The 26,632-nt window shown below is 51.8% G+C and carries 28 protein-coding genes and 2 tRNA genes; 7 read left to right on the top strand and 23 right to left on the bottom strand.

Annotated features, from left to right (window positions below; all coding sequences use genetic code 11):
• Window position 1: 1 nt before the first annotated feature.
• A complete protein-coding gene (locus tag KZZ10_RS00810) occupies window positions 2-994 on the top strand; it encodes a ketopantoate reductase family protein (RefSeq protein ID WP_259659589.1) in 993 nt (330 codons plus the stop codon).
• On the opposite strand, the gene KZZ10_RS00805 is transcribed toward KZZ10_RS00810, so the two are convergent.
• Both KZZ10_RS00805 and KZZ10_RS00800 read right to left on the bottom strand, forming a co-directional pair.
• Window positions 984-1,751, bottom strand: coding sequence for an aldolase/citrate lyase family protein (locus KZZ10_RS00805; RefSeq protein WP_259659588.1), 768 nt, complete (start codon window positions 1,749-1,751; stop codon window positions 984-986). The genes KZZ10_RS00810 and KZZ10_RS00805 overlap by 11 nt on opposite strands.
• A gap of 16 nt (window positions 1,752-1,767) precedes the next feature.
• Window positions 1,768-2,868 carry a tartrate dehydrogenase gene (locus KZZ10_RS00800; protein WP_259659587.1) on the bottom strand — a complete coding sequence of 367 codons (1,101 nt, stop codon included), beginning with the start codon at window positions 2,866-2,868 and terminating at the stop codon, window positions 1,768-1,770.
• A 164-nt stretch (window positions 2,869-3,032) separates the two neighbouring features.
• Between KZZ10_RS00800 and KZZ10_RS00795 the strand changes: the two genes are divergently transcribed.
• The 6 genes from KZZ10_RS00795 to KZZ10_RS00770 all read left to right on the top strand — a co-directional run bounded on the left by KZZ10_RS00795 (window position 3,033) and on the right by KZZ10_RS00770 (window position 8,540).
• Window positions 3,033-3,644: a glutathione S-transferase family protein gene (locus tag KZZ10_RS00795; RefSeq protein ID WP_259659586.1), complete on the top strand. Its 612-nt coding sequence runs from the start codon at window positions 3,033-3,035 to the stop codon at window positions 3,642-3,644.
• Window positions 3,645-3,763: 119 nt separating this feature from the next.
• Complete coding sequence (locus KZZ10_RS00790; RefSeq protein ID WP_259659585.1) at window positions 3,764-4,090, top strand: hypothetical protein; 327 nt, start codon at window positions 3,764-3,766, stop codon at window positions 4,088-4,090.
• A 151-nt stretch (window positions 4,091-4,241) separates the two neighbouring features.
• Window positions 4,242-5,174 carry an allantoinase PuuE gene (gene puuE, locus KZZ10_RS00785; protein ID WP_259659584.1) on the top strand — a complete coding sequence of 311 codons (933 nt, stop codon included), beginning with the start codon at window positions 4,242-4,244 and terminating at the stop codon, window positions 5,172-5,174.
• Between the two features lie 46 nt (window positions 5,175-5,220).
• Entirely contained in the window at window positions 5,221-7,080 is a 1,860-nt protein-coding gene (locus tag KZZ10_RS00780) for a potassium transporter Kup (protein ID WP_259659583.1), read from the top strand.
• A gap of 5 nt (window positions 7,081-7,085) precedes the next feature.
• Window positions 7,086-8,132 (top strand): threonine aldolase family protein, encoded by a 1,047-nt coding sequence (locus KZZ10_RS00775; protein ID WP_259659582.1) that lies wholly within the window; start codon window positions 7,086-7,088, stop codon window positions 8,130-8,132.
• Between the two features lie 54 nt (window positions 8,133-8,186).
• Window positions 8,187-8,540, top strand: a complete 354-nt coding sequence (locus tag KZZ10_RS00770; RefSeq protein WP_259659581.1) for a hypothetical protein — start codon at window positions 8,187-8,189, stop codon at window positions 8,538-8,540.
• 37 nt (window positions 8,541-8,577) lie between these two features.
• Here the strand turns inward: KZZ10_RS00770 and KZZ10_RS00765 are convergent, their stop codons facing one another.
• The 21 genes from KZZ10_RS00765 to truA form a co-directional block, all read right to left on the bottom strand.
• Window positions 8,578-10,224 (bottom strand): hypothetical protein, encoded by a 1,647-nt coding sequence (locus tag KZZ10_RS00765; protein ID WP_259659580.1) that lies wholly within the window; start codon window positions 10,222-10,224, stop codon window positions 8,578-8,580.
• 20 nt (window positions 10,225-10,244) lie between these two features.
• Complete coding sequence (locus KZZ10_RS00760; RefSeq protein ID WP_259659579.1) at window positions 10,245-11,003, bottom strand: polyprenol monophosphomannose synthase; 759 nt, start codon at window positions 11,001-11,003, stop codon at window positions 10,245-10,247.
• 272 nt (window positions 11,004-11,275) lie between these two features.
• Window positions 11,276-11,668: a hypothetical protein gene (locus KZZ10_RS00755; RefSeq protein ID WP_259659578.1), complete on the bottom strand. Its 393-nt coding sequence runs from the start codon at window positions 11,666-11,668 to the stop codon at window positions 11,276-11,278.
• 152 nt (window positions 11,669-11,820) lie between these two features.
• Window positions 11,821-11,897 (bottom strand) — tRNA-Pro (locus KZZ10_RS00750).
• A gap of 50 nt (window positions 11,898-11,947) precedes the next feature.
• Window positions 11,948-12,364 carry a MerR family transcriptional regulator gene (locus tag KZZ10_RS00745; RefSeq protein WP_259659577.1) on the bottom strand — a complete coding sequence of 139 codons (417 nt, stop codon included), beginning with the start codon at window positions 12,362-12,364 and terminating at the stop codon, window positions 11,948-11,950.
• 43 nt (window positions 12,365-12,407) lie between these two features.
• Complete coding sequence (locus KZZ10_RS00740) at window positions 12,408-12,719, bottom strand: integration host factor subunit alpha (protein WP_259659576.1); 312 nt, start codon at window positions 12,717-12,719, stop codon at window positions 12,408-12,410.
• Window positions 12,720-12,763: 44 nt separating this feature from the next.
• Entirely contained in the window at window positions 12,764-15,175 is a 2,412-nt protein-coding gene (gene pheT, locus KZZ10_RS00735; protein WP_259659575.1) for a phenylalanine--tRNA ligase subunit beta, read from the bottom strand.
• Window positions 15,176-15,201: 26 nt separating this feature from the next.
• Window positions 15,202-16,224, bottom strand: a complete 1,023-nt coding sequence (pheS, locus tag KZZ10_RS00730) for a phenylalanine--tRNA ligase subunit alpha (RefSeq protein WP_259659574.1) — start codon at window positions 16,222-16,224, stop codon at window positions 15,202-15,204.
• Between the two features lie 82 nt (window positions 16,225-16,306).
• Complete coding sequence (rplT, locus tag KZZ10_RS00725; RefSeq protein ID WP_259659573.1) at window positions 16,307-16,666, bottom strand: 50S ribosomal protein L20; 360 nt, start codon at window positions 16,664-16,666, stop codon at window positions 16,307-16,309.
• 13 nt (window positions 16,667-16,679) lie between these two features.
• Window positions 16,680-16,877 carry a 50S ribosomal protein L35 gene (rpmI, locus tag KZZ10_RS00720; RefSeq protein WP_259659572.1) on the bottom strand — a complete coding sequence of 66 codons (198 nt, stop codon included), beginning with the start codon at window positions 16,875-16,877 and terminating at the stop codon, window positions 16,680-16,682.
• 196 nt (window positions 16,878-17,073) lie between these two features.
• Window positions 17,074-18,582, bottom strand: a complete 1,509-nt coding sequence (locus KZZ10_RS00715; RefSeq protein ID WP_259659571.1) for a YifB family Mg chelatase-like AAA ATPase — start codon at window positions 18,580-18,582, stop codon at window positions 17,074-17,076.
• Window positions 18,583-18,661: 79 nt separating this feature from the next.
• Window positions 18,662-18,919: an accessory factor UbiK family protein gene (locus tag KZZ10_RS00710; RefSeq protein WP_259659570.1), complete on the bottom strand. Its 258-nt coding sequence runs from the start codon at window positions 18,917-18,919 to the stop codon at window positions 18,662-18,664.
• 87 nt (window positions 18,920-19,006) lie between these two features.
• Window positions 19,007-20,719, bottom strand: a complete 1,713-nt coding sequence (gene ptsP / locus KZZ10_RS00705; RefSeq protein ID WP_259659816.1) for a phosphoenolpyruvate--protein phosphotransferase — start codon at window positions 20,717-20,719, stop codon at window positions 19,007-19,009.
• Window positions 20,720-20,747: 28 nt separating this feature from the next.
• A complete protein-coding gene (locus KZZ10_RS00700; RefSeq protein WP_259659569.1) occupies window positions 20,748-21,017 on the bottom strand; it encodes an HPr family phosphocarrier protein in 270 nt (89 codons plus the stop codon).
• A gap of 42 nt (window positions 21,018-21,059) precedes the next feature.
• Window positions 21,060-21,455 carry a PTS sugar transporter subunit IIA gene (locus KZZ10_RS00695; protein ID WP_259659568.1) on the bottom strand — a complete coding sequence of 132 codons (396 nt, stop codon included), beginning with the start codon at window positions 21,453-21,455 and terminating at the stop codon, window positions 21,060-21,062.
• A 5-nt stretch (window positions 21,456-21,460) separates the two neighbouring features.
• On the bottom strand, window positions 21,461-22,426 hold the full coding sequence (gene gshB, locus KZZ10_RS00690) for a glutathione synthase (RefSeq protein WP_259659567.1): 966 nt from the start codon (window positions 22,424-22,426) through the stop codon (window positions 21,461-21,463).
• Between the two features lie 3 nt (window positions 22,427-22,429).
• A complete protein-coding gene (gene infC / locus KZZ10_RS00685) occupies window positions 22,430-22,975 on the bottom strand; it encodes a translation initiation factor IF-3 (protein ID WP_259659815.1) in 546 nt (181 codons plus the stop codon).
• 18 nt (window positions 22,976-22,993) lie between these two features.
• Window positions 22,994-24,943, bottom strand: coding sequence for a threonine--tRNA ligase (gene thrS, locus KZZ10_RS00680; protein WP_259659566.1), 1,950 nt, complete (start codon window positions 24,941-24,943; stop codon window positions 22,994-22,996).
• An 88-nt stretch (window positions 24,944-25,031) separates the two neighbouring features.
• Window positions 25,032-25,108: transfer RNA gene (locus KZZ10_RS00675), tRNA-Val, on the bottom strand.
• 38 nt (window positions 25,109-25,146) lie between these two features.
• Window positions 25,147-25,818, bottom strand: coding sequence for a phosphoribosylanthranilate isomerase (locus tag KZZ10_RS00670; protein ID WP_259659565.1), 672 nt, complete (start codon window positions 25,816-25,818; stop codon window positions 25,147-25,149).
• The gene (gene truA, locus KZZ10_RS00665) at window positions 25,815-26,621 is read right to left on the bottom strand and encodes a tRNA pseudouridine(38-40) synthase TruA (RefSeq protein ID WP_259659564.1); all 807 of its coding nucleotides are present in this window, start codon (window positions 26,619-26,621) and stop codon (window positions 25,815-25,817) included. Before truA ends, KZZ10_RS00670 begins: the two co-directional genes overlap by 4 nt.
• Window positions 26,622-26,632 lie beyond the last annotated feature (11 nt).

The raw sequence follows: 26,632 nt of genomic DNA, 5'->3' as shown, positions 1-26,632 counted from the left end.
AATGAAGGTTTGTATCTATGGCGCCGGCGCAGTCGGCGGGCACCTCGCCGCTAGGATTGCCGCTCAGTTTCCCCCCGGAGGCCCTCACGAGCTTTCCCTCGTTTGTCGTGGTCCACAGCTCGAGGCAATCAAACGCAACGGCGTGACGCTTTATCGTGGCGATGAGGTGTTTACCGGTCGTCCAAGTGCCGCTACCGATGACCCTATGAGCCTACCACCGCAGGACATCGTGCTGGTAACGCTTAAAGCCACCGCGTTGCCCGCTGCAGCTGCAACGATTGAGAGTTTATTAGCACCAGACGGCGTTGCTGTGTTTGCGACCAATGGCATCCCTTGGTGGTGGAACAAGGGACTTGATGTCCCTCAGACCCCTCTTCCCTTGCTAGACCCTGATGGCGAGCTTTGGAGCCGTTTACGGGACAAAACGTTGGGCTGTGTCATTTATTCGCCCAACGAAGTGATCGAACCAGGTGTAATCCGCAGCAATATCAAAGATCGCTGGATGATTGGCGAGCCTGACGGATCGGATTCGCCTCGAGCGCATCGAGTAGCTGACCTTCTTCAGTCCGCAAACATCCGAGGCGTAGCAACGACGGACATTCGGTATGAGACTTGGTACAAACTACTCATTAACTACGCGCTGAACCCGGTTGCAGCACTTACAAGACTGCCCACGGCAAATATGAACGCTAATCCCGATGTCATTGCCTTACGTAAGCAGATCATGCTTGAGGTGATTGATATTGCGTTAGCTTGCGGCACTGATTTGCGGGGCAAGATTGATCTTGACGAGGCGGTCACACCAACCAAGCGTTCGGGCTCTAACCGTGCCTCGATGTTGCAAGACGTTCTGGCGGGACGCCCTCTTGAGGTTGAAGCGATCTTAGGTCAGACAGTCGCACTTGCACGCCAGCACGGCGTGCAAGCCGTTCGTTGCGAATTGATGCTTGGCTTGATGCGCGGTTTGGCTGAATCGATGACGCTTAATTCTTAAAGGACGCTCGCAATTCGCGTACACCAAGCGCGAGGGTGCGCGCATCGACACCAACCGCGACGAACGTGCAACCCAGCTTCAAATAATGCTGTGCCAAGGTTCGATCGGGCGTGAGGATTCCGGCGGCCTTGCCATGCTTCAAAATAGTCGTGATACCTCTTTCAATGGTGGCAACGACATCAGGATGACCCGGGTTACCGAGGTGGCCAAGTGCTGCCGAAATGTCCGAGGGGCCGAGAAACACACCGTCTACGCCCTCCACTGCACAGATCGCGTCTAAATTGCTCAGGCCCGTAGCAGTTTCTGCTTGAACCAACAGACACACATCGTCGTTCGCTATCTTGACATAGTCTTTGCGTGAGTCCCAGCGCGATACGCGAGCTGAACCATACCCGACACCGCGAATACCATGTGGCGGGTACCGCACCGCTTGTACAAGTTCACGTGCTTGTTCGGCCGTGTCGACCATGGGTATCAGTAGGTTCTGCACACCCAAATCGAGTAACTGCTTAATTAGATGCGTTTGGCCGATTGGAGGTCGTGCAACGACTTGTGTGTTGTAGGCGGCACAGGCTTGTAGCTGCGACAGGATTGTTAGTGGATCGGTCGGCGTATGCTCCCCATCCAAGAGCATCCAGTCGAACTCAGCGGTCGCGCAGATTTCCGTTGTAAACGGATCAGGAATAGAGATCCACAGCCCGATGTTTGCCTCTCCGGCTTTGAGTGATTTTTTAAATCGATTCGTATAGTCAGGCATGTGGGTCTCCGGTGATTTACTTCGCCAGTACTTTGCTCAAGGCATCACCGATTTGGCTGGTGCTTGCTTTACCACCCAAGTCTGGAGTGTGTGGTCCTTGAACGAGGACGTCTTCGATTGCTTTGACGATCGCATCGTGTGCATCCAAGTAAGGCTTTTGCGCTGCACCTGTCAGACCGCGCCCAAGATAATCCAACATCAGCGCACCGGACCAAATCATTGCAATCGGGTTTGCAATGTTCTTGCCTGCAATGTCAGGCGCTGAGCCATGAACAGGCTCAAAAAGTGATGGGAACTTGCGGTCTGGATTGAGGTTGGCCGAAGGAGCCAAGCCGATCGTGCCCGTGCAGGCTGGTCCGAGGTCCGACAAGATGTCTCCAAACAAGTTTGAGGCAACCACCACGTCGAAACGATCAGGTGTTAGAACAAAACGTGCGGACAAAATATCAATGTGTTGCTTATCGGTTGTAACGCCCGGATATTCTTTACCGATTTCCGCCGCGCGCTCATCCCAGTAAGGCATGCTGATCGCAATGCCGTTCGACTTCGTCGCAATCGTGAGGTGCTTGCGCGCACGACGCGAGGCCATCTCAAAGGCGAAGCGCAACACGCGATCACAGCCAATGCGCGTAAAAATCGACTCTTGCAGAACGATCTCGCGATCGGTGCCTTCAAACATTTTTCCGCCAACAGCGGAGTACTCGCCTTCCGTGTTTTCACGCACGACGAAGAAGTCAATGTCCCCTGCTTTGCGATTGGCAAGCGGGCATGGAACACCGTCAAACAAACGAACTGGACGCAAGTTGATGTACTGATCAAATTCGCGACGGAATTTCAGCAACGAACCATACAGCGAGGTGTGGTCGGGCACAATTGCGGGCCAGCCGACTGCTCCAAAATAAATTGCATCGCAATCCTGCAGGTGTGACTTCCAGTCATCAGGCATCATCTGCCCAGTTTGCGCGTAGTAATCGCAAGATGCCCATTCGAAGTGGCGGTATTCCAAATTCAAACCAAACTTGTCCGCGGCGGTCTTCAGGACTTTGAGTCCCTCTGGCATCACTTCTTTACCAATACCATCACCGGGCAGCACTGCGATACGAAATGGGCGGCTCATGCGCGAATCCTCTTGTATAAAACGGAGTGAATAAGATAGCGCGATGTTAACCTTTTCCCAATTTTTTGCCCCATCCGGACTAAAGCAATGCTTATGGACAATCGGGATCCAAGCTCAGAGTACTTAGAGGTATGCTTGGGACATCTTCATCAAGGAATACAAACATGAAACTATACGGCTTGCCCGGCGCTTGCTCACTGGTAGACCACATTGCACTGCAATGGGTTGGAAAACCGTTTGAATACGTTGCGATTGGTCGCGACGCTCTTAAACAAGCACCGTTTCTCGCGGTAAGCCCAATGGGTGCCGTGCCTGCCATCGATGACGGAGGCTTTACCCTGACGCAAAATTGCGCGATTCTTGAATACCTAGCAGAGAAAAATCCTGAGGCACATTTGCTTGGTGGCGACTCACTCAAAGCGCGTTCCGAGGCACGACGCTGGCTTGCGTTCTGTAACTCAGATATCCATAAAACCTACAGTATGATTTTTGGTGCCGCCCGCTTATTAAATGACGCCGCAGGTCAGGCGGAGCTGAGTGGTAACGCCTCACAGCGTTTACGGGACATGTACGGAATCATTGACAAGCATCTTTCCGGTCGTGACTGGTTATCTGAGGGGCGCTCCGTCGCCGACGCATACCTGTATGTCACGCTGCGTTGGGCAAGTGCGAAGAAAATCGACATCGCCGACATGCCAAACATCCAAGCCCATTTCAAGCGCATGTCTGCGGATCCGGCAGTGCAAGCGGCGTTGGCGGCTGAGGGCTTAAAGTAAGGTGCTTTGTAACAGATTGAAATAACTGTTTTGGGCCGGCGACGCAATTTGACCCGTTTTTTCAGTGCAAACATCTATGATTGCGCTGTCAAAACTGTTTCCTTTTAAAGGAATGGATCATGAAGCGTATGTTTACGAAGTTGGCCCTCGTCGCCCTGTTAGCTTTCACAATGGCGCTCCCTGCAGAGGCCGGCGGACGTCGTCATTCTTACCACGGCAATAACAATGCCAACGGGTGGGCTGCAGCGGCCATCGGGGCAGTAGTGGGAGTCGCAATCGGCTCAGCGATCATTAGCCAACAAACGCCTAGTTACATTTACGAACAGCGCAACTACGCCACGCAGCCTCCGTACTACTATGCGCCACAACGTGCATGCCAAACATCACAAGTGCCTGTGTACGATCAGTACGGTCGTATCGTCCAGTATCGACAGGTGTGTAACTAGCACGAGGCTTTGGCTATCTCGCGCAAACTTCTTTCCAAGACTGCCTCGCCACCGCATTGCCGAAAACAGTTGCTATTAGGGTAATCCCTAGTTCGCACTAACGCAAAGCGAAAGATCGTATCTAATTGAGTTCTTTCAAAAGGTGCCGAGCATGTATTCAGATATTTACCCCCGCGAGCTAGTCGGCTACGGAGCCAATCCCCCACAGGCAAACTGGCCTGGACGTGCCAAGATCGCAGTCCAGTTCGTGCTGAATTACGAGGAAGGTTCAGAGAACACGGTCCTGGACGGCGACCCTGGCTCCGAGCGGTTTTTGTCTGAAATCGTTGGGGCTGAGAGCTATCCGGCCAGGCATATGAGCATGGAGTCGATTTATGAGTATGGCTCGCGCGCAGGTGTGTGGCGGATTTTGCGCGAGTTTGAGCGTAGAAAACTACCGCTAACAGTTTTCGGCGTCTCACTTGCGTTAAAGCGACACCCTGAGCTGACAGCCGCTTTGCTAGAGCAGGACCATGAAATCGCCTCGCATGGGTTGCGCTGGATCCATTATCAGGGCATGGATGAAGCGACCGAGCGTGCACACATGGCGGCAGCCACGACGATGCTCAAAGCGCTCACGCATGGAAAGTGGCCGCTAGGCTGGTACACCGGCCGAGATAGCCCCAACACGCGTCGCCTAGTTGCGGACCACGGCGGCTTTGAGTACGACAGTGATAACTATGGCGACGATCTGCCCTTCTGGACCAACGTTACAAAAACCGACGGCAGCTCGGTGCCACAATTGATCGTGCCTTACACGCTTGATTCGAACGATATGCGATTCGCCACGCCCCAAGGCTTCAACACGGGGCAGCACTTCTTTGAGTATCTGCGTGACAGCTTCGATGTGCTGTATGCCGAGGGCCAAGATTGCCCCAAGATGCTGTCGATCGGCATGCATTGTCGACTCTTGGGCCGTCCAGGACGCATGGCGGGCCTCATACGGTTCTTAGATCACATTGAGAAACATGACCGTGTTTGGGTCTGTCGACGCATTGATATCGCTCGACACTGGAAATCGCAACACCCGTACGCAGGTAAGTGATGTTCGTGCTCTACAATAATCGATTACAAGAAGACTCGCGGCACGCATGAATAATCGTCAAGCTCTACCTGCCCTAACGCTTGGAGCGCTGGGTGTCGTATTTGGCGACATTGGAACAAGTCCACTTTACGCACTCAAAGAAATTTTTAATGGTCGACACCCCGTGCCGGTCACGCCAGACAATGTGATGGGTATGCTATCCATTGTGTTTTGGTCGATTATGTTGGTTGTGTCTTTCCAATATGTAACGGTCATCATGCGCGCTGACAACAAAGGAGAAGGCGGGTCACTTTCTCTTCTTGCGATGATGACGGAGCGCACGAAAGCTTTAGGGTTGACTGCCATTGTGACGACGCTTGGCGTATTTGCTGCCGGTCTGTTTTTTGGCGACAGCATGATCACACCTGCAATCTCGGTTCTGTCCGCGGTGGAAGGCCTCGAAATCGTTACGCCGAGGCTCACCCCTTTCGTCATGCCAATCGCTGTTGTCATTTTGACTGGACTGTTTCTGATTCAAAAACATGGAACGTCTTTTATCGGAATGTTTTTCGGACCGATTATGGTGCTATGGTTTTCGGTGCTGGGTCTGCTTGGCATCGTGCATATTGCCCATGATCCACAAATTTTGTTCGCGTTGAATCCTTATTACGCCTTTAAGTTTGCGATCGCCTACCCGGTTTTAACCTTTTTTGCTTTATCTGCTGTTGTGCTAACTGTCACGGGTGGAGAGGCTCTCTATACAGACATGGGACACTTTGGCCGTCGCCCCATTCGTTGGGCTTGGTTTGGGTTTGTACTTCCAGCGCTTGTGCTGAACTACTTTGGGCAAGGAGCTTTGCTGCTTGCAGATCAAAGCGCCATCGACAATCCGTTCTATAAAATGTCCCCTGACTGGGCTTTAATACCCATGGTGATCCTGTCGACATTGGCAGCAGTTATTGCCTCGCAAGCTGTGATCTCGGGCGCATTTTCAATCTCTCGCCAAGCGATACAGATGGGTCTGTTACCCCGTATGTTAATCGTGCACACCTCGGGCGAGGAAAAAGGACAAATTTATGTGCCTTTCACAAACTGGATGCTGTTTTTCTGCGTGATTGCGCTCGTCCTTGGGTTTAAAACTTCATCAAACCTTGCAGCTGTTTATGGCATTGCAGTGACTGGGACGATGCTAATTGACACTATTTTGATCGTATTTGTGATGAGACTGATCTGGGATTGGTCGTGGTTGAAGACGTCAATTGTTGGCGGCTTTCTGCTCATCATCGATTCTGCGTTTTTTTTCGCCAATGCAATCAAGATTCCAGAGGGTGGCTGGTTCCCCATCGGTATTGGCCTGATCACTTTTGTCGTACTCACAACGTGGCTTAGAGGGCGTAAAGTGCTCGGCGCTGAAGTTGCCAAGCAAAGTATGCCGATGGATTTGTTCATTCAGGCGATCGATGATGTCCATCGCGTGCGCGGTACCGCCATATTTATGACGAGCTCTCCTAGTGGAGTACCCACCGCCCTTCTCCACAACCTAAAACATAATCAGATTTTGCACGAACGGGTTGTGCTGATGACTGTGCACACGGCTGACACGCCTTTTGTGAAGGCTGATCAACGTCTGACCTACGAGAACTTGGGCAAAGGCTTTAGCCGAATTGTAGTGCGCTATGGTTTCATGGAAAACCCAGATGTTCCCAAAGCACTCACGCTTTGTGAGAAATTCGGTCAGACCTTTGACATGATGTCGACCACATTCTATCTATCACGTGAGACGGTTGTCCCTTCTGGCAAGCGCAGTGTCTGGGCAATGCGTGCGCAGCTCTTCAGGATCATGTCCAAGAATGCAACCAGTGCAACTGACTTTTTTAAGATTCCTGCAAACCGCGTTGTAGAGCTTGGTACACAACTTGTAATTTGAGAGCCATGTCAAACCTAGAGCTTGAATTTCGTAGTGACAATTGCGGACGCGCCGCACCTGAAATCATTGAGGCGGTTGTCAAAAGCAATCAAAGTACTGCACTCGGGTATGGAGCCGATGAGCTAACGATTGCGTTACAAGCGCAGATGGGTGCGTTATTTGAGCGCCCTGTCCGGGTATTCCCCATACCTACCGGAACTGGCGCGAACGCCTTGGCACTAGCGGCAACCACCACGCCTTTCTCCGCAGTCTATTGCAGCCCCGAGTCGCACATCAACACTTCAGAATGTAACGCTGCGGGTTTCTTTGGTTCAGGATTAAAAGTCACATCCCTGTCGGGCCAATTCGGCAAGCTTGATCCGTTCGCACTAGATCGAGCGGCTGCAACAGCTGGTCGAGGGCAGGCGCACAAGAGTCAGCCTGCTGCGGTCAATCTGGTTCAAGCAACGGATCTTGGCGCTGTGTATCAATGCCATGAGGTTGCTCAACTTGGCGATATTGCGAAGCGCCACGGCCTGGTCATGCATATGGACGGCGCACGCTTTGCAAACGCAGTGGCGCACTTGGGGTGTACTCCGGCCGAACTCACCTGGAAGGCAGGTGTTGATATTCTGTCATTCGGAGTCACAAAAAACGGTGGACTCTTAACCGATGCAATTGTTGTGTTCAATGACGAAATTGCAAACAACATCGGCTTTCACCTCAGGCGTGCCGGTATGATCTGGTCAAAGATGCGTTTCGCCTCTGCGCAAGTTCTTGCGTATATTCAGGACGACTTATGGCTGCGACTAGCTACCCAGTCCAATGCCGCAGCCAGCACACTTGCACTCGCCATACAAGCAATCGAAGGCACTCGTATCGTCGCCCCTGTTCAGGCAAATGAGTTGTTCCTTTCCATGCGTTCAACAGCACTCGATCACTTAGCTGCGAGTGGTGTACTTTTTTATCGTAGAGGGCCTGATCTCGCTCGCCTTGTATGTCGTTGGGATACAACGCAGCAGGAGATCCAACAATTGATTGCACGCATACAGCAAGCAGCTGCTGCAAAATAGTTAGGCGTGGCCCGTGGAGACTGGGTAGTCAAGGAGAGGACAGTGAGTCATTGCATGAAAGCGATCGTACTGATGGCGGTACTTTCAATTGGCTTGGTGCTGCAAGATGCGTACGCATCGTCGGGGCTCACGCTTGCGCAATACCGCGAATGGAAGAAAGATTCGATAAAGAAAGAGATGTTAACGACCTACACAGCGGGTATGGGGCAAGGCGTTGTGTTTTCGAATGTACACAACAAGTCCTACAACTTACCTCAGATTTTTTGCCCGCCTGGCGATTTACCACTCACTGGCGATCTAACGAATCAGATCCTAGAAAACTTTATCGGCAGAAACAATTTCAAGCCCACGGACGAAATTTCAATTATTTTGATTTTCGCTCTAAAGAATGCCTACCCGTGTCGATAGCGCGCCCATCGATCATGCTGTGCTAGCGAGCCATTTGCTAGCGTTTAAGTTTCTTCATTTGTTCGGCGAGTAGCTTGTACCCTTTCGAACCCTCAGCATAATAATAGATATCAAAATCTGTACAGGTAGCAATCGAGTCTGGTGCGCCTAATGCCTGTGTTTGTTCAGCATAAATCGCGCCCTTTTGCCGAACATTATCTGCAGGACGACTAACAATCACGCCATTGACCGCCAGGTTTCTGTAGGTATCTCGATTGTTCAACCACAGCGTGGGTTCAAAACGCTCGTTGACCTGCAAGGCCCGAGCTTCAGTCTTGCTATACGCATCTAATGTTCGCGTACTCCAAAAAGTACCGACGACATTAAAGGATTTCTTCGTCATCAGTTCGTTAAAACAACGAACACCTGGATGTGACTCACTATTGGGCGCGGCAGATAACCAAGAGAAGTTTCCCAGAGCGGGTGAGGACCGCCAGGCAAAAGTGACCATGGCTAAACCGAGTGTTGCGCATACCAAGAAATACGCCTTCCCTTTTGCACCATGCTCTGCACGCAAAGCCAAAACCGCAGTTAACAAAACGAATACAGGTAGCAATGCGATTGGTAAAAAATAGCGCATCAAAAAATTACCCGACACGATTGTCCCCACAAGTGTGATGCACGCGGAGAAAGCTGAAAACAACACCAAGAATAGAAAGGCCGACCCGGGATAGGTAATAGAAAACGCAGGGCGTCGTGCCGTTGATCGTATGTAAACACAAGCCAGCACGGTCGATAGCATGAATAGACCACCGATGATCGAGAACTCAAGAATACCTGCCGAAGTCTCAGCGACGCGACCTAGGTTATTGCCAACACCTTGGAGTCCCTCAAGAAACGATTTAAGGTGCACGTACTTTCCAATAGCCTTGCCAACGTGTTCTGAAAAATACAATCGCATGAGCTGACCGGTGACGACACCAAGAACCATCGCAACGATCAGCCATCGAGAAACGCCGTTTTCAATAGTACGGGACCAGCGCATATATAGCAGGCACACTACATACGGAATTGCCCCTTGTAAAAGAAACATGGGGTTTGAAAAATATGTCATGGCGCTGCACACTGCGACCAATCCATAAACAGGCTTTCTATCAAACCGAGTCCCATTTAGCGCGCAACAGCTCAACCACGCTATCAACAACGCACAAAGAATTGCGCCAAAGTAGTATGTGTTGAATAAGAACAATGTCACAAGAGCCGTGACATTGACCTCAGCTTTCTGTTCAAGCGAACAATATAAAAGTAATAAACAGGAGGCCAGCACGACAAAGCCAGTACGGACCCAAATTGCTGCACCGACTGCACCCGCAATCTTGTACAGGAAGAAAGCAAATAACCAGTAATTGATTAATGCATTTAAGATGAATGACCACTCGATGGTTGGAGTGAGTGCATAACAAAGCAAGTAAATGAAGATTTCTGGAAAGAAAAATATCTGCGACGAAAATGTCCAGTCCCTGACCTCTCCGGAGAAGAGAGACTTTGCGTAGAGTGCGAGGGTGAGCGAGTCGCCGTTGAACAAAAACAAATCCAGCCAGCGCGAATTCAAGAGATGTCCTACCGCAAGTAACGATGTGCCGATCACTGAACAGATGGTCAGTAGTACAAGAGTGGCATGCAGAGGATGTCTATTAGTATTCATTGACATTCGTGTCGATGGTGTTAACGCGAAATCAAGGAGTTGATTTTGATGGAGAGCACCATGAAGAAATTTCTCCAGATGGTGCTTGCCGGCATTTTAGAAACGCCATGCTCTCGTTCTGTGAATTCAATGGGGACTTGTCCGAGACATTCACACGCTTTTGCCGCTTTGTACTTTAAGTCGATCAAAAAGCCATAACCCGTATGATTCAGACGTGTTAAATCAATTTTTTTCAAAAGAACAAGCGAGTACATATTGAAGCCACCGGTATAGTCAGAGACATGGCTACCGAGTACAAAGCGTGCGTACATGTTGCCGCCCCGACTCAATAACTTACGGTGCCACTGCCAATTTGGACTTGACCCACCGGGGATATACCGCGATCCCAACACAAAGTCGCAGCCAGAACGTGCGAGTGAAATAAACTCAGAAATGTACTTTGGGTTGTGAGATAGATCGGCATCCATTTGCAGAACATAATCTGGTGGCATGGGTAGCAGTAGCATCCGACTCAAGCCGTCGATATAGGCTTTGCCGAGGCCTTCCTTTTTAGGGCGCTCAATGAGCTCCGCGCGAAAGCTGTTGGAAAGCAAACGCTGAGCCGCATCGTGGACAACTTGACCCGTACCATCCGGAGACGAATCATCGAGCACAAAGACCTCAATGACGATTCCTGGATTGAGTTGACCGACCTGTGCCAATGCACCGAGCAACGCGTCGATATTTTTCGACTCGTTATAGGTTGGTACGAGTATCGCTAGCCTCAAGGAGTGACTCACATTGATGAGAAGCGATCGCTTCGCAGTTTAGACAAGCCCTAGTAAAGCCTGAGCGCCTACCAGAGAACTGAAAGCTGAATTGTAAAGGGGTTAGCTTCTTTTGAAAGCTAACCCCTTGATAATACTGGTCGGGACGGCGGGATTCGAACTCGCGACCCCTTGCACCCCATGCTTGGAGCTATCGGTTTTGAGTATGGAATGATAAGTGGCTACGAGATCGAGAGTCGAAAGCTCAGAATAAAACCGTCATTGAATGAGCCAAAAGAAAAGCTTCATTGCTTTGTAAACAAAATCTCCCTTTCAGCACCAGTAATTCGCATCTTTCCCGCCCATCCGTCGGCTTGCTTTTTGCCAACAAAATTATTTTCTTCGCAGCCTTGCAATGACATCTTTACCGTAAATGACAAGGAGTCACCTTCAATTTTTCCAGTGATGTCATTACCTTCAGATTGAAGGCATGGATTCTTCTGAGTAAAGTTTTTTAGCTTTCCTGAAACGATATTATCAGCAGAAACAGTGTATTTCAATTCGTATTGAATAAGGATTGAGTGCCCTTTTAGAGTCGTCGTTTGAACGTTAGCCCTAAATGTATCGGCGCTAGCTGTAGAACTTAACAACATGAGAGCAAAACTAAATAAGACAAATTTCGAATTTGCGATGGACATAATTTTGAACTCCTCGTCACAAAGTTAGACTCAATATCAAAAGCTTTGCACCAACCCTAAGGAAAACTATTTTTTAATCAACTGAAACCATATTAGTACTTATCTTAAAAGAACGGGTTAGTGTCTTGTGAACACTAACCCCTTAACAATACTGGTCGGGACGGCGGGATTCGAACTCGCGACCCCTTGCACCCCATGCAAGTGCGCTACCAGGCTGCGCTACGCCCCGAAAGGTTGAAAGTATAGCAGAGGCGATCAGGTCCTGCCGAGTCGCAACGACTAGCCGAGCTTGAGCTGACCACTCGGTGGATGGCGGCTCTGTGCGTGGATCAACATATCACGAATACTGTTGAGCTCCGTGCGCAAGGCATTGAGCTCTTGCGCAGTCAGGCGAACGGCCGCATCGGGATCTTGCTGCGGAACTTCGCGCCCCTCCCCTAAACGATTCCGTGCGCCGCTGATCGTAAAGCCCTGCTCATATAGCAGCTCACGGATCTTGCGAATCAGTAGGACCTCGTGGTGCTGATAGTAGCGTCGGTTACCCCGACGCTTCACAGGTTTGAGCTGCGTAAACTCCTGTTCCCAATAGCGAAGCACATGAGGCTTAACGCCGCAAAGGTCACTCACCTCACCGATTGTGAAGTAACGCTTTGCCGGAATCGGTGGTAGTACAAACGGCTTGTCTGAAATCGTCATAACCTGAGCTTAATACGAATGTCGGTAGTAAGGCCGCAACCGATTAGATCGACGGTTGCTCTGGGTGCTCCACTGCACCTTTGAGCTTTTGGCTAGCGTGAAACGTTACGACACGGCGAGCTGCAATTGGGATTGTTTCACCGGTCTTAGGGTTTCGCCCGGGACGTGGGGGCTTGTGACGAACTTGAAAGTTACCAAATCCGGAAAGCTTGACAGGCTCTCCCCGAGCCAGCGCGTCACGGATCTCTTCAAAGAAAGTATCAACAATGTCTTTGGCCTCGCGCTTATTCAGCCCGACGCGGTCGAACAATAGCTCTGCGAGCTCCGCTTTGGTCAGTGTGCGAGGTTCAATCATAAGTCAGATCAACTTTAAAACGTTTTATAGTTACCGGGGCGCGTCTAGCGAGGACGTGCTTGATGCTCGGTCTCAAGTGCTTGGCGGATTTTCACTACGCACGCATCCACACGAGCATCATCGAGCGTCACTTCAGTGTCTTGCAAACTAAAGCGGAAAGCAAGACTCTTTTCCTCTGCCGCTTGCTTAGACGGATCCTTCCATTGGTCAAAGAGTCGCACATCCTGTACCACCCTCAAACTTTCGTCAGCTGCGATCGTACGCCCAATAGTATCCAATAAGGACTGCACTGTTTTATCGGTAGAAACCCATATAGCCAAGTCCCGCTGAACCACTGGCTGCTTTGAGAGCTCTTTTATCGAGGGCATCGCAATCGTACAGAGCGAATCGTAGGTTAGCTCAAATAGCACGGGCGCAGTACCCAACTCTTGCTCTTGGACCCACTTCGGATGCAACTCACCTATCAAACCGATCTGTTTTCCGTCCAGCATAATTTGGGCGCTACGGCCAGGGTGCAGCAGCGGATGTGCCAAAGCCGCAAAACGCAAGTCGGCCGTCCGCCCATCGAGCAAGACCTCAACATCCCGTTTTACATCAAAAAAGTCAACATTCTTCGTCGCTAGCCCCCATTGATCAGGATTTGTCCCACCCCAGACAGCGCCTGCGAGCTTTTGCGGTTGTTCAATACCTGCCACGGTTAGTGGGCCATCTTTGACCTGATCGTTCCTAGAGAACACTCTACCAAGTTCAAATACACGTATACGAGACTGTTTGCGGTTCGCGTTATAGCGGATGTTGGCAACGAGTCCTGGAAGCAAGGACGTACGCATGACCGCTAACTGGCTCGCAATTGGATTGAGAAGCCGAATGGGATCTTTTGTCCCGAGCATGTCACGCTCCCAGACATCCTCGACAAATGAAAAATTAATAACTTCTTGGTAGTCTAAGCCGGACATTTCAGCGCGGATGGTATGGGCCGATCTTTGGATCTCCGGCGCCTGTCGCATGACTGCAGCGGCAACCGGTGGATTTGCTGGAATGTTATCGAAGCCGATGATGCGGGCGACCTCTTCAATCAAATCCTCTTCAATTGCTATATCGAAGCGAAACGATGGTGGGGACACGATAAACGCATCTGCGGTCGCGTTAAAAACGAATCCAAGACGCTCAAACGTTGTTGAAACTTGAGCATGCGAGACAGGTATGCCTAGCACGCGTTGACAGCGTGCTAACCGCATGGTTACCGCCTGTCGCTGTGGCATATTGACGTGTTGATCGTCTATGGGACCAGCTTGTCCACCGCAAATGTCTAGAATCAGCCCCGTAATCAAATCGAGGTGTTCAGGGATTTGCTCAAAGTCGACACCCCGTTCGAAGCGGTGGCTAGCTTCGGAGCTAATTTTGAGCTTGCGCGCCCGACCTGCAATTGCCTGCGGCCACCAAAACGCCGCCTCCACATAAATATTGGACGTGTCGAGCGTAACGGCTGTGCTCGCACCACCCATAATCCCAGCAAGACTCTCGGGCTGTGCGCCGCTTGCTATTACGCCCATCGAGGCATCGAGCTTAATCGTTTGCTCGTTAAGCAATGTGAGCGACTCACCCTCACGAGCCCAACGTACCTCGAGGCTCTGTTCCGAGATCTGGTCAAGATCAAATACATGCGTCGGCCGGCCAAGCTCGAGCATGACGTAGTTAGAAATATCGACCAAGGCACTGACCGAGCGCTGCCCTGCTCGCTCGAGGCGCTGCACTAGCCACGCAGGAGTCTGAGCACGCGCATTCACGCCGCGTATCACACGCCCTGCAAAGCGTCCACAGAGGTCAGGGGCAGTGACCGTGACGCGCAACACGTCGTGGATAGAGGCTTTAATCGCACGGGGGGTCGGCGGAACTAGCTCAGCCCCAGTCAGCGCAGATACTTCACGTGCGACGCCAAGAATTGACAGGCAGTCTGCGCGATTCGGTGTGAGTTTCAGAGTGAATAACGTATCGTCTAAATCCAAGGCCTTTCTAATATCTGTACCCGGAGCCAAACTCGCATCCAACACAAGCAGTCCACCGTGATCTTGAGAAAGACCAAGCTCACGTGCAGAACAAAGCATGCCGGAGGACTCAACGCCGCGCATTTTAGCGACACCAATCTTCAACTCGCCAGGAAGCACAGCTCCCACAGTTGCAAGCGGCACATTGATTCCAGCAGCGGCATTCGGTGCACCGCATACGATCTGCAATAACGCGCCCGTACCGGCATCCACTTGGCAGACGCGTAGCTTGTCGGCATTGGGATGAGGCTCGGCGCTAACGATGCGTGCTACAACGACCCCTGAAAAACCTGGGGCAACAGGATTGGCCTCTTCGACTTCAAGACCCGCCATCGTAAGCCGATGTGAGAGCTCGTCCGTGCTCAGTTTAGGATTGACCAGCGCACGTAGCCAAGATTCGGGAAATTGCATGTTGAACCGTACCGGTTTAAAACTAATTAATCGTTGAACTGCTGCAAGAAGCGCAGATCGCCTTCAAAAAACTGACGTAAGTCATTCACACCATAGCGCAGCATCGTCAAGCGCTCGAGGCCTGAGCCAAACGCAAAGCCAATGTAACGCTCAGGGTCTAACCCAAAGTTCCTCACGACGTCGGGATGAACCTGACCCGAGCCCGAAATCTCTAGCCAACGACCTTTGTTCGGACCTGACGTAAACATCATGTCAATTTCAGCGGATGGTTCCGTGAAAGGAAAGAAGGATGGCCGGAAGCGCAAAACCAAATCGTCTGTTTCAAAAAAACAGCGCAAAAAGTTCGTATACACACCCTTGAGGTCTGCAAACGAAATATTCTCATCAATCCATAACCCCTCTACCTGATGAAACATCGGGGAGTGCGTCGCATCGCTGTCGACACGGTATGTGCGTCCTGGTGCGATGACTTTAATGGGCGGCTTGTTCATCCGCGCATAGCGGACTTGCATCGGACTCGTGTGAGTACGTAACAGTAAAGGCAGGCCCTTATCGTCTTTCATGTCAACATAAAAGGTATCTTGCATTGAGCGTGCGGGGTGGTTCTCTGGATTATTTAGTGCTGTAAAGTTAGTCCAATCGTTCTCGATCTCGGGACCATCCGCTACGTCGAAACCAATTGATTTAAATATTTCTTCAACGCGATGCCATGTTCGGATGACTGGGTGAATGCCGCCCTTGCCTCGACCACGACCTGGTAACGTCACATCAATCGTCTCGCTCGCCAAGCGCATATTCAACTCTGCCTGCGCTAATTGAGCACGGCGGACGTTAAGCAAACCTTCAATTTCCTGCTTAATCTGGTTGATCCGCGCGCCTTCCGCGCGCTTAGCATCAGCATCTAGCTTCGCGAGCCCTTTCAACATTTCGGTCAGCGAGCCTTGCTTACCTAGGAACTTTGCTTTCGCATTCTCAAGAGCAGCGGCGTCGGCAGCCTGTTCAAACTGCGCACGCGCCTGTTCAATCAGGTCGGTAGCTAATCCAGTCATCTTTATAAAGCCTTCAGGAAACACTGCTTAAAAATGCAAACGGAGCCCAGCAGGCCCCGTCCACACGTAGATCGCGCGGTGCTTACGCAGCCAACGCAGATTTGACCTGATTAACGACAGCTGCAAAACCAGCTTTGTCGTGCACGGCCATATCAGCAAGGACCTTACGATCGAGCTCGATCGCAGCCTTTTTCAGACCTGCGACAAACACGCTATACGTTACGCCGTGCTCGCGCACTGCTGCGTTGATACGAGTAATCCACAAGGCGCGGAAAGTGCGCTTCTTGTTGCGACGATCTCTGTATGCGTACTGACCAGCACGCATAACTGCTTGCTTGGCAATACGGAATACATTACCGCGACGGCCACGGTAGCCTTTGGCTGCCGAAATAACTTTTTTGTGACGGGCTCTAGCCGTTACACCACGTTTTACGCGAGGCATTTAGTTTCTCCTATCAAGCGAAAGGCATCATGGCTTTTACAGAAGCCACGTTGGTTTTATCGACCGCTGCTGAACCGCGCAATTGGCGCTTGTTCTTCGTGGTTTTTTTGGTAAGGATGTGGCGCTTAAACGCCTGACCCCGCTTGATCGATCCGCTTCCGCGAACCTGGAAGCGCTTTGCAGCGCTCTTTTTCGTCTTCATCTTAGGCATTGCTATTCCTATTGCTTAAAATTGTGTTCTGAAGGTGCCTTGCCTGATTGTCGCAAGCAACAATCGCAAGTCTTGGAAACCCTAGAGCCACTTCTTAGTAACGCTCGTTCATCTATCCGCTTCCTTGCACACCGCCCCGTAGTTATTTAGGATGCAGTTACGCAGGAAAGCCTTTGATTATATGACATTTTTTTAGTTACTGCACGCCAATAGTGAGCCTATATCTGTACGCTTCCGAAAGGTGAGTCCTAGATATTGCAACGCATCCGTCTAGGTCAGCGCAGGTTCTCGCCACCCGGCGCGTCCGTTGGACTGCTCGCAAAGACAGATGATGTTGGGCTGCAACAGAAGCTAATAATTGTTTAGCATTACTATCAAGTCCGCATTGGAGGTCTAAGGATGAATCAGCTAAGTGTGCATTAAGCACGCCTTGCCTGGCAACCTGCACCCGCCATGCTGCCGCAACGCGAGACGCCACCTGCGCCGACGCCTCCGAAATCCCTTCATGAACTAGATCTTCTACTTCCTGAAACAGCGGAACAAACAGATCGATACGATCTAGCACGGGACCCGACACGCGTGCCTGATAACTTTGAACCTGGGTCTCGGTGCAGCGACAGCGACGCTTAAGATGCCCTCTCCAGCCGCATGGGCACGGGTTCATCGTGGCGACCAGTTGAAACTTTGCTGGAAACTCACACCTACCTTTTGCACGAGAAATACATACAACACCGTTTTCTAGCGGCTCACGTAGGCCCTCCCGTACTTTGCGATCGTACTCGGGTAGTTCGTCAAGGAATAGCACGCCATGATGCGCCAACGAGACTTCTCCGGGCGTTGGTCGAGCTCCGCCACCGATGATGGCTACTGCCGAGGCCGAATGGTGCGGACTGCGCACTGGCCTTTGGTTGGATATCGCTGTATCTAAGCCAGCATACGCAGAGATTGCTGCGAGCTCTAATGCCTGCTTGTTTGTAAGTGGCGGAAGAATCCCTGGCAATCGTTTAGCGAGCATACTTTTTCCGACGCCTGGGGCACCGCACATCAGCAGACTGTGCCCTCCACTCGCTGCAACCTCAAGGGCTCGTTTCGCCATTGTCTGACCACGAACATCTGACAAACATGCAGACTCTTGTGGAGACGCGCTGACATCACGCGGTCTGAGCCTTTGTAATGTGGAGACCCCTTGAATATGGGCAACTACCTCGGCAAGACTGTTCGCACCCAACACGCGTAGTTCTGGAATATTTGTAGCCTCTATCGCGTTACTCATGGGAAGAATCAACACACAATCGGGCTGGGTGCGAGCCACGGCGAGACCGAGCGCTATCGCACCGCGCGTGGGTACCAGGGCGCCCGTGAGCGAGAGCTCTCCGGCAAACACCATCGATAACAACATTCCAGGCGCAACAACTTTAATTTGCCCTGACACCAAAAGCACACCCAGTGCGATAGGTAAATCAAAGCGTCCGGACTCTTTAGGCAAATCAGCGGGTGACAAATTGACAATCAGCCGGCCGCTTGGAAACGCTAGACCAGTGCTTAAGATCGCGGCTCGGACGCGCTCTCGGCTCTCTCTAACCTCCGCGTCTGCGAGTCCGACAATATGAAAGGCAGGAAGCCCCACACCGAGATGTGTTTCTACTCTGACGAGCGGTGCATCTAAACCGACTAAGGAACGACTTAATAAAATCGCCAGCGACATACGTCCTCCGCAAAGAGGTCGATTATGAAGCGGTGTGAATACGAATCTGTCGTCGACTGATTCGCCTTAGCCTAGCGGACTAGTTCGTACTTGTTTCCAAAATCGAAATGCGGTGTTCAAGTGCCTGAAGCTGAGCCTCTAAAGCCTCGATACGCGTTTGGGCTTTACCTAGGAGAGCAACTTGAACATCAAACTCCTCGCGTGTAATGAGATCCATGCGTGTAAAGGCTTGGCCCATAAACGCTTTCACGTTGCGTTCGATATCTGCCGCTGGGCTACGTGCAATAAGCTCAGCCACGTTTTTTTGAAATTCCTCAAACCACGGATTCTTTTGCATCGCATACTCTCAAGTTGGGTCTTCGTTAACGCATTTTAGCCCCCTGCGCTGGCACGCGCGGAGCTCGGTCTCGCCATCGGCCGTAAATTAATGCAATGAAGCCGGATCGATTGGGCTAGCGCGGTTCAGTGATGTTGCGACCTGTACACGCAAGGCATTCGAATGTGCGCGAAGAATTTCTCTCTTGACTGAAAGAAGCTGCTGCGGATGCATCGAAAACTGGGTCAGTCCTAGGCCGAGTAACAAGCGCGTAAGCTGTGGATCCCCCGCCATTTCACCACAAAGGGCAACGGACTTGCCGACTCGGATCCCTGCGTTAATAACGTTTGCAATGAGTCGTAGTATCGCGGGATGCAGGGGATCGTACAAACCTGCAACCTCATTATCAGCTCGGTCAATCGCCAATGTGTATTGAATTAAGTCATTTGTGCCGATCGATAGAAAATCAAGCGCGTCGGCGAACGGTTCAATCGCAATCGCCGTTGCAGGAATCTCGACCATCGCTCCAACCTCAACGTTCTTGGAGTAGGACTGACCACGTAAGTCGAGCTCGGCCATCGCACTGGCGATCGCGGCTCGCGCTGCACGAACTTCATGCATATGGGCAACCATTGGAATCAGAATCCGGACGGTGCCATGCGCAGACGCGCGCAAAATCGCACGTAACTGCGTCGCGAATAAATCAGGATGTGCAAGACAATAACGAATAGCGCGCAATCCAAGAGCAGGATTCGTCGCCACCGTCGCTTCTCCGTCTAGTGCCTTATCCGCACCGATATCCAATGTGCGTATTGTCACCGGACGGTGCTGCATCGTTCTTACGACAGAGGCATAAGCTTGGTACTGTTCTTCCTCTGTTGGGAGCTCACTACGTCCAATAAAGAGAAACTCACTACGAAACAAACCTATCCCAGTCGCTCCATTAGCAAGCGCACTCTCTGCCTCGTCAGGTAACTCTATGTTCGCTTGTAAGGAAACCGCTATCCCATCTTGTGTTTCTGCTGGGACATCTTTAAGTTGGGCTAAAACCACTCGCTCTTGGGCGTGCCGCTTCTGTAATACGCGATATTGCTCTAAGGCCTGGACTGAGGGATTCACGAGCAGCGTGCCACGAACCCCATCGACTACGACAACATCGCCATCACGCACCAGGCTTCTCACTTGCCCGAGTCCCACCACAGCAGGAACATCCATGCTGCGAGCAACGATAGCTGTGTGCGATGTTGGCCCGCCTAAGTCGGTGGCAAAGCCGGCAAAACGTCCGCCCCGTAAGCGGATCATGTCCGCCGGAGAAATATCATGGGCGATAACCACCAGCGGCTCAGTAGATTGGCCAACACGTTCTAGAGACAACATCGGACGTGAGCCACCAAGCACGTGCAAGACTCGCTCAATAACCTGCCGAACGTCGGCTCCGCGCTCTCGCAGATACTCATCCTCCATCGCCGCAAACTGCTCCCCGAGCAATTGCCCTTGCGTCGTCAGCGCCCATTCAGCGTTATAGAGCTTCTCTTGTATCAACGATAAGGCCTGATCAGCCAAGAGTGGGTCCGAAAGCAACATTCCATGTACATTGAGTAACGCGCCAAGCTCACGTGGTGCATCCTCCGGAAGCGTTTCTGCTAGCTCGAGCATCTCACGACGTGCAGTGTCTAGGGCAACAGTGAGTCTCGACTGTTCCGCAGCGACGGTGTCTGCAGAAATTCTGTAGTGCGCAACTTCAAGAGCGGTTGCACCCATCACGACCGCTCGGCCAATTGCGTAGCCGTGAGCGGCCCGCTGACCAGACAAGCACAACATAGGTGCGCTTGCTGGGTCAGCTAGCGGATTATTGCCCTTCGCCGAATTTGTCATTGAATAACGCCTGAACGGCTGCTAGGGCCTGGTCGGCATCGCTCCCGCTGGTCTCAATTGTCACGGTCGTCCCCAGCCCTGCAGCAAGCATCATGACTCCCATAATACTTTTTGCATTCACCCGCTGCCCAGACTTAATGATAAAGACCTCGCAGGCGAATTGACTCGCCAATTGTGTGAGTTTCGCCGCGGCTCGAGCGTGAAGTCCGAGCTTATTAGAGATAACGATATCGATTGCAGGCATAAGGTTTGGAGATCCGTTTACAGGATGGCTTACGAATTTTGCTTAGTCTACACGCAACACGGAGTGAGCGGCACCCGCCAGCGCACTCGCGGCCACATCCTCGAGGCTGCCTTGTCGATAGTTTATGGCGCGCAGCAACATCGCCGCGTTCGCACCGCCCAGCACACAGGAAGGTGTGCCTTCAAGACGGGCCACCTCACTCGCTTTGACTGCAATATTTGAGGGGCTAGCGCCAGGAAGATCAGTGAGCACCAAGACACCATCGCCGCGGTCGGCCTGCGTAATGAGTTTAGCTACCCGAGGCGAGCAATCCTGGGCGCACTCGTTCGGCTCGATATCTAAAGCAATGACCTCGGGGTCACGGCCTAACACGTGGCGCGCACAAGATACCAACGCGGTAGCGAGTGGTGCATGGGCAACGACCAGAATGGAAATCATTGCGCTTACGCAGCTAGGCTAACTGCGGCCTCAAGCGCCTGAACGAAACGGGCACCAACATCAAACCCCGTTTGCTCGGTGATCTCCACGAAACACGTCGGGCTTGTCACGTTCACCTCGGTGACGTAGTCGCCGATAACATCTAAGCCGACAAGCAACAAACCGCGCTTAGCGAGTTTAGGCCCGATTTGAGCCGCTATGTAGGTGTCTCGCTCGGACAAAGCTTGTGCGACCCCCCGCCCGCCCGCTGCCAAATTACCGCGCGTTTCTCCAGCAAGAGGGATCCGCGCCAAGCAATAAGGAACCGCTTCTCCACCAATCAACAGGATCCGCTTGTCACCTTGCGTGATCTCGGGAATATAGCGTTGGGCCATGATGGTTCGGCAACCGTCGTTGGTCAAGGTCTCGAGAATTGCGTTGCGATTCGTTTCATTAGGAGTCAACCGAAAAACGCCGGTCCCACCCATGCCGTCTAGTGGCTTAACAATTACATCGCGATGCTCAGTGTGAAACGCCTTCAGACGCGACATGTCCCGGCTCACAAGAGTTGGAGCAGTAAATTCCGTAAATTCTGTAATAGCCAACTTCTCAGGGTGATTACGAATGGCGGCACCACTATTGAACACTTTCGCGCCTTGCGCCTGTGCGTACTCGAGCATATGCGTTGCGTACACATACTCCATATCGAATGGCGGGTCCTTACGCATGAGCACGGCACCAAATGCATGCAAAGGTGTATCCACCCCTGCCTGCGTCTCAGTCCACCACGCTCGGGCGTGCAAGTCAGCACCATCAACAAGTTCTATCGAGCTTGCCTTGGCGCGAACCTCTCCAGCCTCAATAAACAAATCACCCTGCATCGCTACGCAAAGCGTATGGCCTCGAGCCACGAGGGCTCGCATCATCGCCACAGAACTATCTTTGTAGGCGTTTAGGCTCTCGAGCGGATCAAGTACAAATAGAACCCGCATCGATTAAGCCGCAGCCTCGGCCTTGCCCGGCGCTTTCTTGCGAGGAGCAAGCACCATGACCATTTGCCGGCCTTCGAGTTTAGGCATCGCTTCAACGACTGCCATATCCGTCAGATCATCCCGCACGCGTTCAAGCACGCGCATTCCGAGCTCTTGGTGCGCCATCTCACGACCACGAAAACGCAGTGTGACTTTAGCCTTGTCGCCTTCGTCAAGGAAGCGCTTAAGGTTACGAAGTTTCACCTGGTAGTCACCTTCGTCGGTGGCTGGGCGGAACTTCACTTCTTTGACTTGAATAATTTTTTGTTTCGCACGAGCCTCCGCCAGACGCTTTTGCTCTTGGTACTTGAACTTGCCATAATCCATCAGGCGGCACACGGGCGGCTCTGCGTTTGGCGCGATCTCGACGAGATCTATTTCGTTTTCTTCGGCCATGCGAATGGCGTCGAATATTTTTACGATACCGAGTTGTTCACCTTCGATTCCAAGCAAGCGCACTTCGGGAACTCGGATTTCACCGTTAATGCGATGGGGTTTTTCTGTTGCGATGTTGACGACTCCTAACGATTAGGCTGACTGGGATACAGTCAAACCGGAATTGCGGCGTAATGCCACGTCTTCGGACAATAAGGCAGAGAACTGGGCTAATGGCATAACGCCTAGCTCGACCCCACCGCGTCCGCGTACAGCTACAGCCCCGGCCTGACGCTCTTTGTCGCCAACAACCAATATATAGGGGACTTTCTGCAAACTGTGCTCTCTGATTTTATAGTTAATCTTTTCACTACGTAAATCAGATTCTACTCTAAAGCCTTGTTTTTTCAGGGATTGTGCTATTTCCGCCGCATAATCGGCTGTAGGTTCCGAAATGCAGCAGATAACCGCCTGCACTGGCGCCAACCAAGCCGGCATCGCGCCGGAGTGGTTTTCAATCAACATGCCGATGAATCGCTCAAACGAGCCCAAAATCGCACGGTGCAGCATGACTGGCGCACGCCGTTGATCGGATGCATCCACAAACTCTGCGCCAAGCCGTTGAGGCATCGAAAAATCGACCTGTATGGTGCCGCATTGCCAGTGACGTCCGATCGCATCTTTCAATGTGTATTCAATCTTGGGGCCATAAAATGCGCCCTCTCCCGGCGAAACTTCGAACGCACACCCAGTACGACGAAGGCTTTCCATGAGTGCGGTCTCAGCTTTGTCCCAAACCTCATCGCTACCGATACGCTTTTCAGGCCGAGTCGCTACCTTGTACAACACTTCATGGAAACCAAAATCAGCATAGACTTTCTGAAGCAACGCGGTGAAATCTGCGCACTCGTCTTGGAGCTGATCTTCTGTACAAAAAATGTGTCCGTCGTCTTGCGTAAAGCCACGCACACGCATCATTCCGTGCAAAGAACCGGATGGCTCATTACGGTGACACTGACCAAACTCACCATAGCGCAGCGGCAAATCACGGTATGAGTGCAAACCAGAATTAAAGATCTGCACGTGCCCCGGACAGTTCATGGGCTTGAGTCCATAGACACGGTTTTCGGACTCCGTGGTGAACATGTTCTCGCGATAGTTATCCCAGTGACCGGTCTTTTTCCAAAGAGAAATATCCAGGATCTGTGGCGCCTTAACCTCTTGGTAGCCGTTGTCGCGATACACCGCGCGCATGTATTGCTCGACCTGCTGCCAGATCGTCCAACCCTTGGGATGCCAGAAAATCAGTCCCGGGCCTTCCTCTTGGAAGTGGAATAAATCAAGATCTCGACCAATCTTACGGTGATCACGTCGCTCCGCCTCTTCGAGCATATGCAAGTAAGCATCTTGCTCTTCTTTCGTTGCCCACGCCGTGCCATAAATGCGTTGGAGCATTTCATTATTACTGTCACCACGCCAGTAGGCGCCAGCGACTTTCATTAGCTTGAATACTTTTAACTTGCCCGTGCTTGGTACGTGCGGCCCCCGACACAAATCGATAAAGTTACCCTCGCGATACAAACTAATCGGCTCGTTCCCTGGAATAGCGCCAATAATTTCTGCTTTATAGGTTTCGCCAATACCTTTGAAATACGCAACCGCTTCGTCACGCAGCCACTCTTCTCGGGTAACAACCTCATCCTTCTTAGCAAGCTCGGCCATCTTCTTTTCAATGGCAATTAAGTCATCAGGTGTAAACGGACGCTTGTAAGAAAAGTCATAGTAAAAGCCGTTTTCAATGACCGGACCGATAGTGACTTGTGCGTCAGGAAATAATGCTTTGACCGCGTAGGCCAATAAATGGGCGGTGGAATGTCTAATTAGATCCAGACCCTCCGCGTCCTTCGTTGTAATGATTGCAAGCTGCGTGTCGTGTTCAATGCGATGCGTCGTATCAACGAGCTTAGATTGACCCGCCAAGGAGACTCGTCCACCGAGCGCGGCACGCGCCAAGCCGGCACCGATCGATTGTGCAACCTCGGCAACGGTAACGGGCTCGGGATACTGTCGTTGGGAACCGTCTGGCAGTGTGATCGTGACCATCAGCAATCCTGTGAACAAAAAAATAGCGGCCCTAAGCCGCTGTTTTGCACCTGCATATACCTGCAGCCAACCAGCTACGGGCCAAAATTGGTAGGCGGTATTGGAATCGAACCAACGACCTCCACGATGTCAACGTGGCGCTCTAACCAGCTGAGCTAACCGCCTGTAAAGACTACGATTATATCGGTTTAGCAGCCCCCCTGTCAAAAGGCTATCTTCAAACGCGCTTTGCTGACCGCAGAGACAAACTCCAACATTTTTTCCGCAGACTTGATGCCGGGGCTTGACTCAACACCGCTGCTTACGTCAACCGCCCAAGGATGGGTGGCTTCGATCGCTGCTTGCACGTTCAGTGCGCTAAGGCCACCAGACAGGATAATGGGTTGTGCTTCGCGTAGTTGCTTGACGCCGCCAAGCAAACCGTGATCGAAACCATGCCCGCTTCCACCAAATAATGGTGAATAACTGTCAAACAGCCATCCGCAAGCAGAACCATAGTCCGCGCAACGTAAAGCGAGCCCTGCACTCGTGTCAAGCCCCGGTGCCCCGACTCGAAACGCTTTCAAATACGGCCTTCCGAAGCTTGAGCAAAAATCTGGCGCTTCGTCGCCGTGAAACTGCAGCGTAGAGGGCGACATTTTGTTAATGACTTCATTAACGAAAGAGCGCTCTGGATTAACGAACAGAGCCACGCTCGTCACAAAGGGAGGCAATGCGGCACACAGTTCGCTTGCACGCGACGGGCTAACGCAACGCTTACTAGATGGATGAAACACAAATCCTAATGCGTCTGCGCCAGCGGCAACGGCGCACAAAAGATCCTCTTCTCGGGTAATCCCACAAATCTTGATGCGCGTACGTTTGTTATTGCTCATAGTTTGTCTTCAAAGTTTATGCTGTCAAGACTAAAGCCCTCTGTACTGACGCGTGGGAACTCGTAACCGGGATAGTCCACCTCGGTCAGATAGAGACCGTGCGCAGAAAACGTTGGTGCGCCAAGCGTTCGATCTCGTGCGAGTAATAGCCGTGCGATATACCCCTCATCCTCCCGACCTTGCCCAACCTGCACTAACGCACCCATGATATTACGAACCATGTGATGTAGAAACGCATTGGCTGTTAAGCGAACGATAATTTTCTGACCATGACTGGCCACATCTACTTTATGCATCAGTCGCACTGGCGACTTCGCCTGACATTGAGATGACCGAAAGCTAGAAAAATCATGCTCGCCGAGTAGCGCGTTAGCCGCCTCTCGCATTGCAGCCACATCTAGCATTTGATGCACCCAACCCACTCGCCCATCCCACAGCGGATGCCTTACGCGGGCATTCAAGATCACATAAGTATACGTCCGCGATGCCGCACTGAATCGCGCATGAAATGCAGTATCCACTTCACGCGCCCATTGCACAGCAACGCTCGGGGGCAGGTGCGCATTCGTTCCACGCACCCAGGACTCTTGTGCACGCTCAATCGGCGTATCTAGGTGAATAACCTGGTTTAGCGCATGTACGCCAGTATCTGTCCGTCCGGCACAAACTGTGCCGATAGGTTGCGCCGCAAAACGCGACAAGGCCAGTTCCAGACAGTCCTGCACTGTTTGCCCGTGCGGCTGCGTTTGCCAACCCTGCCAAGCGTGGCCGTTATAAGCGATACCTAAAGCAATTCGCTTCACGGTGTCGCTCT

The organism is Zwartia hollandica, from assembly GCF_019923725.1.
In the GTDB taxonomy this organism is placed as follows: Bacteria; Pseudomonadota; Gammaproteobacteria; order Burkholderiales; family Burkholderiaceae_B; genus Zwartia; species Zwartia hollandica.
The sequence above is the reverse complement of the archived record's forward strand: the minus strand, read 5'-3'. Positions and strand labels throughout refer to the sequence as shown.